This is a genomic window from Candidatus Cyrtobacter comes (assembly GCF_034470605.1).
Lineage (GTDB): Bacteria > Pseudomonadota > Alphaproteobacteria > Rickettsiales > Midichloriaceae > Cyrtobacter > Cyrtobacter comes.
The window spans coordinates 1-9,737 of the sequence record NZ_JARGYT010000044.1; the positions used below are offsets into that span (position 1 = coordinate 1).

General features: G+C 33.2%; 12 protein-coding genes. 6 read left to right on the top strand and 6 right to left on the bottom strand.

Annotated features, from left to right (window positions below; all coding sequences use genetic code 11):
• Positions 1 to 615 precede the first annotated feature (615 nt).
• Both Cyrtocomes_RS03690 and Cyrtocomes_RS03695 read left to right on the top strand, forming a co-directional pair.
• Positions 616 to 1,176: a hypothetical protein gene (locus tag Cyrtocomes_RS03690; protein WP_322497857.1), complete on the top strand. Its 561-nt coding sequence runs from the start codon at positions 616 to 618 to the stop codon at positions 1,174 to 1,176.
• The gene (locus Cyrtocomes_RS03695; RefSeq protein WP_322497858.1) at positions 1,151 to 1,333 is read left to right on the top strand and encodes a hypothetical protein; all 183 of its coding nucleotides are present in this window, start codon (positions 1,151 to 1,153) and stop codon (positions 1,331 to 1,333) included. The genes Cyrtocomes_RS03690 and Cyrtocomes_RS03695 overlap by 26 nt, the downstream gene beginning before the upstream one ends.
• 345 nt (positions 1,334 to 1,678) lie before the next feature.
• Here the strand turns inward: Cyrtocomes_RS03695 and Cyrtocomes_RS03700 are convergent, their stop codons facing one another.
• From Cyrtocomes_RS03700 to Cyrtocomes_RS03720, 5 genes are all read right to left on the bottom strand, one after another.
• Positions 1,679 to 2,575, bottom strand: coding sequence for a hypothetical protein (locus tag Cyrtocomes_RS03700; protein ID WP_322497859.1), 897 nt, complete (start codon positions 2,573 to 2,575; stop codon positions 1,679 to 1,681).
• The gene (locus Cyrtocomes_RS03705; RefSeq protein WP_322497860.1) at positions 2,553 to 3,203 is read right to left on the bottom strand and encodes a hypothetical protein; all 651 of its coding nucleotides are present in this window, start codon (positions 3,201 to 3,203) and stop codon (positions 2,553 to 2,555) included. Before Cyrtocomes_RS03705 ends, Cyrtocomes_RS03700 begins: the two co-directional genes overlap by 23 nt.
• A 1-nt stretch (position 3,204) precedes the next feature.
• Positions 3,205 to 3,375 carry a hypothetical protein gene (locus tag Cyrtocomes_RS03710; protein WP_322497861.1) on the bottom strand — a complete coding sequence of 57 codons (171 nt, stop codon included), beginning with the start codon at positions 3,373 to 3,375 and terminating at the stop codon, positions 3,205 to 3,207.
• A gap of 68 nt (positions 3,376 to 3,443) precedes the next feature.
• The gene (locus tag Cyrtocomes_RS03715) at positions 3,444 to 4,130 is read right to left on the bottom strand and encodes a hypothetical protein (protein ID WP_322497862.1); all 687 of its coding nucleotides are present in this window, start codon (positions 4,128 to 4,130) and stop codon (positions 3,444 to 3,446) included.
• A gap of 129 nt (positions 4,131 to 4,259) precedes the next feature.
• Complete coding sequence (locus Cyrtocomes_RS03720) at positions 4,260 to 4,442, bottom strand: hypothetical protein (protein ID WP_322497863.1); 183 nt, start codon at positions 4,440 to 4,442, stop codon at positions 4,260 to 4,262.
• Positions 4,443 to 4,952: 510 nt separating this feature from the next.
• Here Cyrtocomes_RS03720 and Cyrtocomes_RS03725 point away from each other — a divergent pair.
• A complete protein-coding gene (locus Cyrtocomes_RS03725; RefSeq protein WP_322497864.1) occupies positions 4,953 to 5,747 on the top strand; it encodes a hypothetical protein in 795 nt (264 codons plus the stop codon).
• Positions 5,748 to 5,932: 185 nt separating this feature from the next.
• On the opposite strand, the gene Cyrtocomes_RS06140 is transcribed toward Cyrtocomes_RS03725, so the two are convergent.
• Complete coding sequence (locus Cyrtocomes_RS06140) at positions 5,933 to 6,094, bottom strand: NADH dehydrogenase ubiquinone Fe-S protein 4 (protein ID WP_410519699.1); 162 nt, start codon at positions 6,092 to 6,094, stop codon at positions 5,933 to 5,935.
• Between the two features lie 30 nt (positions 6,095 to 6,124).
• Between Cyrtocomes_RS06140 and xseB the strand changes: the two genes are divergently transcribed.
• From xseB to Cyrtocomes_RS03740, 3 genes are all read left to right on the top strand, one after another.
• Positions 6,125 to 6,358, top strand: coding sequence for an exodeoxyribonuclease VII small subunit (gene xseB, locus Cyrtocomes_RS03730; RefSeq protein ID WP_322497865.1), 234 nt, complete (start codon positions 6,125 to 6,127; stop codon positions 6,356 to 6,358).
• Positions 6,359 to 6,378: 20 nt separating this feature from the next.
• Positions 6,379 to 8,790 carry a UvrD-helicase domain-containing protein gene (locus tag Cyrtocomes_RS03735; RefSeq protein ID WP_322497866.1) on the top strand — a complete coding sequence of 804 codons (2,412 nt, stop codon included), beginning with the start codon at positions 6,379 to 6,381 and terminating at the stop codon, positions 8,788 to 8,790.
• 264 nt (positions 8,791 to 9,054) lie between these two features.
• Positions 9,055 to 9,327 carry a YerC/YecD family TrpR-related protein gene (locus tag Cyrtocomes_RS03740; RefSeq protein WP_322497867.1) on the top strand — a complete coding sequence of 91 codons (273 nt, stop codon included), beginning with the start codon at positions 9,055 to 9,057 and terminating at the stop codon, positions 9,325 to 9,327.
• Positions 9,328 to 9,737: the final 410 nt, after the last annotated feature.

Here is a 9,737-nt window from a genome sequence, read left to right on the forward strand (position 1 = left end):
CGATCAGAGATTGGGCCTTAGCTCTCAATCAGTTCCACATCTTGTTCCCTGACAGATGTAGGGCTTAAAATTCAACTTACACACTTAACGTGACATACCTCACTTAACTCAATGATAGCTAAGCTATTTTCAAAGTTAGCTATGTCACTTTTTTATGGCGATTTGGCTGTATTGTATATAGCTCTCTAAAATAGGTATATATCATTTGCTCTTAACTTCCTTTTATACAGCTTTTCCAGATGTATATTATCTGAATATTCATTATCATAGCTCAAACATTGTTAATATACATTGATGCATCCCTCTTTGAGAGTGTATTTTATGTTCAATCTGATTCTTCACATTTGCTTGCCTATCTTGATCATAGTTTTATTAGAGCAAAATTTACACATATCACATTCATTCAACACACATTGTCGCGCTATCACGTAACAAAATCTATCTTTTTATGACAATACAGCCTGCACTAAACTAATAAGTTGTCATAATTTGGTATCGTTCATTATTACCAATCCATAAAAATAGACTGGGTAAATATTTCGATTTTACTTAAATACATTGAAATATATGGATTCATATGCTTCTGTTTATACATGATTATTAAATGTAATTCTTATGAAAGATACTGAAAATGATTTAAATGCCACTGATCGGCAAGATCAATCCAATAAAAAAGGTATAGTAGATAATGCCAGAGAGAGTCTTGGGCAAATATTTGATATGGTTCAAGCTTTTCTTGGTATAAAAAGTCCTACTATAGATTTTGCAAAATCTATATTGAAGGAATCACTTGCGCAACTTATTGGCGTTGTTAAAACTATTGCAGATGGGTTAACTGATAAGGAAAATAAGCTTGATGATCATAAAGATTTTAGCTCATTATATAAAACATTTAGATTGCTCAAAGGGCTAGCAGAAGGTGTAGAAAAGCTTGAAAAAGAGGGGGTAATAAGCGCTATACAGCATATATATGGAGCAATAAAAGAAATGTTCAGTGGGAAAGATGAGGTTGCAAAGAAAGATGGTGAAAAAGTAGAAAACATAAAGAGCTCACCACAAGAGCAGCTTGAAACTTTAATGGGTCAGATCTCGAATCTTGCAGATTCACTTGAGATGAAAGTAGGTATTAAGTTAGAGACTAAGCAGGGAATTGAAAATTCGAAAAAACGAAAATGATATTAAAGAGAATCTTTCTAAGCATACTGCACCTCAAGTCGCAAACCAATGGGTAAGTAAGGTAAGTCCAAAATCTGCCGAACACCATGATAAAAGTCATGTAGAGAGACTAAATGGTGAAAGGGGTGGGCAAGAACAATCCGGGTATAAGAGGTAATGACATCTACAAATTTAATGTAGAATATTATATACAAAAGCTTGTTACAATTATTTAAGTTAAATTAGCATAGCTAATAAGCTGTAATACAAGAAGTATTACTAAGTATGCCACCTCAAATAAAATGGCTATATGCAAAAGAAACTAAGGTAACGAGGTGCTTAATGATATTTTAAGCGCCTCGTTACTAGATTAGTATATTTATTAATTTTATTAATAAACTTTGAATGTTCTAAAAGCTATAGACTGTAATAAAGCCATTTGGTACTTTAATATAAAAGTACATCGCCAAGCCCACTCCATCAACCCAAATTACCTTAGACAATTTCAGTAACATGTTAAGCGCTACATCTCAACTGTTTCATTAAAAACCTCAAATGGTTCCAATTGAAATATTAAACTTGTTTTTGTTTCATTCAAATTTCCTATAAAAGTCCAGCATACAGGTTTAAAGCCCATTGTACCATTTGGAATATAATCTGGGCATGCATATGTCTTATCATTCATAACCTCATTTGGATTACCTACAATAAATAAGTTATATACAAGGTTACCAAGCTCATATATCCCATGTATTCCAGAAGCTGCAACAAACATCTTACTTGTATTAGCTGCTGCTTCAGGTGATGCATGTTTAGATAACATAAAATTTACCACATAAAACCCTACTGTAAACAGTGATGTTGTAATAGCTCCTGCATAATCTTTATTATATACCTGGACAATTGTTTTTATAGCAGGCAATTGTGGTAAGCTATGCCCAGTAATCAAAAGTACCGTATGTGTAGAGCTGACGCCAGCATTCAATAGATGAGATCTTAGATGAAATTTTGAGACATTTTCATGATCCTTATAATCTTTATATACCTTTAACCAATCTGTTGTTGTGTGTATAGCTGAAACACCGGTGACAAGATAAAATATATTGGAAGGACGCCCCAGCCCTCCCTCTCCAAGCTCATCCTCTAGAATATTAAGCCGCTCATCCTCTAATTTAAGAAACTCATCTATTGGATCGTTATGTATTTTATCCTTCGAGTATGGAGGAAATGTCTTTCTGATATTTATCAATTCGTCATACCCCAAGAACGCAAACAAATACATTTTATATGCGTCCATAATGTTAGTGTCCACGAGTTCACCACCCAGAGTTACCTCATTACATATTCCCAAACCTTTAAATCCAGTCATCAGCCACTTCATACTTTCGTTAGGATTGTCATAATGATAAAAAGGAAACATATACCAAATTACCCAATCCATTAGTTTTACCCTGCTTTATAGCTTCAGCTGTCCCATGCATATAGGACCAGTACATTATATTCCTTATAGAATAAGCGGCTACCTGATTACAACGCTTTGGTTCAGCGCTAAACTTTTTTATAGCATCCAGATCACCTTTTACATAGTACATATTATCCATTATCATGGAAAACAGTGAATCCTTAATTTGCACCTTATTAAGTATATCATTCTCACTACGCACTTTTGCATTCATCAGCTCATACGACTCCATTTCCTCCATCGCAATAAGATCATCACTACTTTCCTCATCACTACTTTCCTCATCACTACTTTCCTCATCACTATTTTCCTCCCTCGCAATACGATCATCATTACTTTCCTCATCACTACTTTCCTCATCACTATTTTCTTCATCACAACTAACAGCATTTACGTTCTTGTTTAAATTCTCAGCCTGCTTTTTAGCCTCCTCAGCCTCAACCTTATTTTTTATGTGGTTAATTATAGAAATAAGATCTTGTGCACCGCCATGATCATTATTCTTATTAAACCAATTAACTAGATCTATGTATCCATGCAGATTATCTATAGATAACTCACCTTTTATAAAGAAACCACCATGCAAATCACCCTATCTTCTTCAGCGCACTCATATCTGTTTCATGCACAGCTTTTACAAAGCTAGGCGAGAAAACAACTTTATATAGCGTCTTCACATCATCTGATCCACTATAGGTCTTGGAATCTCTATAATTATTAAAAATATCTAAAACCCACTGAAATTTGTCAAGTGGCATCTGGGGCGAGAATTTATCATTAATGATAAATTTATATGACTCGTGAGAATATAATTCTGAATCAGATTTTAATGGACTTTTAATGGACTTTTAATGGAGGTAATAATATCGCGCAATAGCACTATCTTTTCATATATAATGTCTTTTTCACGATCCCAAATCCCTGGATACTCATGCATAGATATTACAAGTTTCGCAATATCCGTGTCACTTATGTGAGAACTTACCGCAACTTTAAGTATTGTATTAATTTCATTAGCCCAAATTATTGGATACTCAGCCATAGATTCAAGAATAAGTGCGGCATACTTTCCATCAGCTTTTTTGCCCGCATTAAGCTCTAATAATATATTGATTTTTTGATTATTATCCAAAATTTGAGATTTGGTTTCCATAGATTTAACAATCCGGGATATAGTCTTATCATTAATACCGTTATAAGTTAAATCATAATGCCTTCCCAATTCAAGTAACTGATCAACTTTTCTTTCATCATTCCAAAACTCTTGATATTCTTCCATAATTTCAACTAATTCTTTTGCGTCTAATTTGAGAGCATGGTACACCTTAAGCAATTGGATAACTTTTGCTTTAGCACTCCAATGATTTGGATTACTAATCATAAAACTAATAAATTTTCGAACACTAGACCTGGTCTCTTTTTCAGCCCCATCCCATGCATCACGCAGTGCTTTTGCTACTACATTATTCCAAAGGGTTAGGATTAATGGCTTCAGCAAGCTTTTTAGCCTCATCAATAGTAGTGAATTTTAACTCTTTATATACATCAAATAGTAAGTTAGCTTTTAGTGTATTAGTTAAAAATTCTTTGTGCGATGATACAAACATTAGCGTGTTTTTAATGCTCTCGATACCGGTCAATCCTAGGCTATTAGATAGGCTAAAAAATAAATTGACCTCTTCGTTCTTACTAAAAAAACCTTATTCTTTTGCATAAATTCTGCCAGCGAGATTTTATAAGATCCAGATTTCAATTTAAATGTCCTATCTATCTCAATGAATTGTTCAAGTTTTATTGTACCACAATAGTCTTGATTTGTCACCATAAGCTTATAAAGCTCGCAGTGATCGCCTGATGGACTATTAAAAACCTTATTATCTATCAACGTATCATGAAATTCTCCCGCTTTTGCATCCGTATTCAGAAAATCTGATTTACCAATAATAGAGAGCCATTTCCGATACTTTTGTACCTCAGCACTAACCCTTACCTCTCCTTCCTTCTCTTACATTAGTGTTTATATCTGATTCATCAGAATGAATCAGAAGAGCTATATTTATTCTGCCCTGTGAGCTCTTTCATATACCAAATAATACATATACAACAAACACGCAACAGATCTTTAAAATACCAATATACATTATTAACTGTACTAGAGCGTCGCCGCGTCGCGATAATATAACAGCTTAATATACTGTAATCAAGTATAATACCCTCTACTTGGCAGATAAGGCTACTTTTTGCTATTCTTGTATTTAAAATCTTGAAATCATTTATTGAAATGGGGTATCATAATAGTATGCGGCTACTCGCCCTTTAATAAATTCGTAGAGATATGCCAAATGTTATCGCAATAAAAGATTTACAGTATTTGGGTAATTTTGATTACATAATGCACCCTGCTGTTAAAAGTTTCTTAAACGAGAGTGAATTTAGTAGTTTTCAGTTTGGTTTTCTTGATGGTTGTCGTGCGGTAAATAACCCTCTTTCTTCTAGCACTATTGTTAAGTGTACTATTTTTAGAGATGAATTTGTTGTTTCTAAGTCTCACGTAGATCTAAATGGGCTAGTTCCAATCGGCAAACTTCATGATTGCTCTGCTTCTCATGCTCACTTAGCTCTTAATTTATCCAAGATGTGGAATGATGTATTTTTTGCATGCGGTAGTGGGGATGTATCTTGTAGTCAATATTACAATTATATTGACTGTAATAAATACGGTAATGGCGCAATAGATTTTGGTATCAATGGAGATTTTTATAGAATGCGTTACAGCGTATTTAAAGAAGGTATGGCATATGGTAATCCAGATGATAATCTACCAGTGATATCGGAAGCTGAGAAAGTGTTGGGGGATAATGTCTGCGTAGGAATAGGAAAGATACCAACTAGAGATCATACAAAGATGCCGGTATGTAACTCACCTCAACTAACTTTGCATGGTTATATTGTTTCAGACGTTTGGACAAAAATGCATGAACTAATGTTGTATGATGAGGATCATAAGTCAAGTGAACATAGATCAAGTAAACTAAAGGCGCAAAAAGCATTAAAAGATAGTGAAAATAATAATGATCATTTTGACATATACCACCATTTGGCTCCCCTATTTTTAGGGGATAATTTTTAAAAATATAATTCGTGAAGGCGTACCAAGGTGGTTTTGGGAGTTTCGCAAAACCCTAGTTAGAAGTTACTAAGGGTTTAAAATTATCAACATATGATTTTCTTGCTGTAATAGTTGCTGGTATAACATCCTCTATCACATATTCTATGTTATTAGATTTGGCATACGCAAGAGCCTCCTCTTTTGATTTAAATGTCCAACCTTATATGCTGTTGGACGTCTGAGCTCCCCGCCCAGCCCATTGTAGGATCTATATAAAAAGGCTTAGATTGTGTGTATTCAAGTATCCAGTTTTTTTTCTGAGCAGATTGCATAGCACTTCTTGCGGCTATATATATTTTAGCTACCATATACACAAAAACCACCTGACATGAACCATTATGACAAAAACTAAAAATAAAATCAAGTCAGAGCAACATGAAGTTAGCTTTGAGTCCGCCATGGAAAGCCTTGATTCTATAGTTTCTAAACTTGAGTCAGAAGATATAGCGCTTGAGGATACGGTTTGTCTATATGAGGAAGGCATGAAGCTTTATAAAATATGCATGCAAAAAGTTGAAAATGCCAAGCTCAGAATAGAAAAAATAAAAAGTGAAATCAATAATGATGAATAAGGCCTCTTAATTATGGCTTTATGAATATAAATAAAGAACAAATAAGGGCTTCAGATCCGCACGCATGTGTATATGTAAGTGCCTCTGCTGGTACTGGTAAAACTAAAATCTTAATAGATAGATTAGTACGGATCTTAATATTGGGCAAATCGCCATTAAAAAATATCTTGTGCATTACTTTTACACAATCCGCCGCTTTAGAGGTTAAAAAGAGGTTAATAAATAAAATGCACCTCTTTTTTCAATGTAGTTATGAACAATTAATAAGTGAGCTATTTTCTATCTTTGGTAGAGAGCCTCAAGATTGGGAAATAGATAATGCTAGGAGACTTTATACTAATTTCTTACTTGCGCCAAATTTAAAGATAGGAACATTGCATTCATTTTGCCTTGATTTGCTAACGCGCTTTTCAGAAAAAAATTTCAAAAAGATCATAAATAATGCAGAGCAAAAAAGAATCATTATATGCTCTATATATAAAATTATATCGCATCAATCATATATTAAAGACGAAGAGTTTTTTTTATATGTGAAAGATCTTGTTGAGCATTCCGATCTTATAACACCTATACTTAACTCTTCTTTTGAGGAGCATAAGTGCGAACTAGAGAAGATGTTTGGTATTAAACTACTTAAAAAAAGACAACTATTAACTGATTTTTACAAAAATATTAGAGTAAATGACATAATAGATGCATATAATATAGTGGCCAAATGTGAAGGAGGTCATATTTCGGAGGCGCTAAGATATTTGCAAAATGGGGGCTTTAAAAAATCCTTTGCAAAATATGCAAAAATCTTTTTGACAAAATCAGGTGAACCAAGAAAGAATTTTCTAAAAAGTGCTACTGTCAATTTATATCCTGATGAATCTAGTATAATAAATGAGCATAAGGAGGAGGTACTAAAATATTTCGCGCATATTAATGCGCTTGAGGCTGGCTTGGTAAATCTAAGGCTATCATATCTTGGTCTCAAAGCGCTAAAATTATATGAAAATCAGAAGATTGCAGAAGGATTTATAAGTTATGCTGATATACTGAATGATGCTTATGAACTTTTGACGCAAAGCGAGATTAGTGCATGGGTACGTATGATCATAGATCAAGAGGTAGACCATGTGTTGATAGATGAGGCACAGGACCTTAATACCATTCAATGGTCGATAATCAAAAGTATAACAGAGGAGTTTTTTTCTGGAGATAGTGCGAGGCAAACTGAGCGTACGGTATTTATAATTGGAGATTATAAACAATCTATATTTGGGTTTCAGGGTGCCGAGCCTGAAATATTCAAAAATGCCTATTTTTACTATAAAAATGCTACTATCCACTCTAGGAAAAAATGGGTGGAAATTAACCTAAATTGCTCATATAGAAGCGCTCAAGAGATTTTAGACTTTACAAATACTTATATATCTTCGGGGCTCATAGGGTGTAATTACGAGGAACAAAAGGCCTCAAATAAGGATTTTAGTGGTAAAATAGAAGAAGTTAGTATCGGTTATAAAAAGCTAGATACGGATTCATGGCTCATTCCCGGATTGGTTGAGTATCGGGATAAAAATGATCAAATTGCATATATAATACTAGAAAAAGTCAAAGAAATGATCATGAAAGATCATGTCTCCGCAGAAGAAATAATGATTTTATTTAGAAAAAGAAGCATATTACAACAAAAAATTATAAATCTTTTTATATCAGACAATATCCCTATTTTTTTATATGGATCAAATAAGCTAGAAGATTATTTGATAATAAAAGGCTTTGTTGCTACCTTGAAGTTTATTATAAAGCCACATGATGAATTAAGTTTGATGTCCATGCTTAAATCAAAAATTTTTGATTTATCCGAGGAATCAATATTCGAAATATATACAAAGGGTTTTTTTAATAATCTCGAAAAATATAACAAGGCATTAATAAGTGAATTAAATGCACTTATTAAGTATGCAGAGAATAAATCCGTCTATGATATTTTAATTTTTCTTTTACTTAAAGCGCAGTCAAGATTGGATTTATTTGAAAAGAAGCTGCTGCTTGCTTTTTTAAACATAGCTAGAGATTTTGAGAAGTTAGGGAGGGCTGGTATAGCATCATTTATTAGGTGGTTTTATGATTTAGAATCTATATATAAAGATGAAATATTGCGCGAAAGCGCGGTAAAAATCATGACGATACATGCCTCAAAAGGAATGGAATCAGATGCTGTTATACTAGCTGATTTTTGCGATATAACAAAGATTGTACAACCCAAATCTATTTGGGTTAATTATTATAAATTAATCCATTTAAAAAATCTCCGCTCTATAGATAAAATTAATCTTGAGCTCGAGTCATTAAAATATACAGATTCTCTAGAATCTACGCGTCTTTTATATGTAGCTCTTACTAGGGCTAGAAAATACCTCTTTATATGTAAAAATGAATAGATTGATGAGATGATAACATCACTAAAAATTTGCTACTTATAAGTGCATTGCGGATTAATTATATATTTAACACAGATATCTATTTGTTTTTTGAGATATTTTCGTTTTTTTACTATGCAAGTCGTGGTATTAGTGCTACATTAGGCCAACAGAAGCGTATGTTATTTCGATACTTTTGAAGTAGCTATGCTTGAGCAGTGTGCTCGTAAAATTTTTGTATAATATTTAAACAATATGTCATCATTGTTAGAGAAAGAGAAAGATTTGTATTCAGCGATTCTAACTCTCAAAACGCAAGAAGATTGTGCCGCATTTTTTAGGGATTTGTGCACACCTTCTGAAATACGTTCTATGCGTGAAAGGTGGTTAGTTGCACAATTGCTGTACAAAGGTGATATGTCATATAGACAGATACATGAAGAAACAAAAGTAAGTATTGCAACAATAACAAGGGTTGCAAGATTCTTGTTTCACGAAGATTACTCAGGTTATAGGCTTCTTTTAAAGGCTATATCAGAAAGGGGATTAAATAAGTGATTTGCTTAATATCTTGAGATATCGCATTATAAAGTTAGTGAGGGATGGCATGCTATCTCATACTAACTTTATAATTATCACTTAATTAGATAATGTATATTGATGAGCCCTAAAATATATATAAATATCAGATAAAAATAGGCGCTCCATCTTTTATTTCCAAAAATAAGGCTAGCTACATATATCACACAACCGTATATGTAATTTAACCATAATGAACCAATAAGCACTATCTGTGCAGACGATATACTACCCCTTTTAACTAAAATAATAGCTAATGCGGAGCCTATGGCTAAGTTTGATAATGGTTGTAGGCACTGTTAACAAAGGTTGTATTTAATAGATGCTAAAGCTATAAAGGCAAGGAAAGAGAGATCGGATTTCTCAAATCGTAATGCTAAGCGTCGATT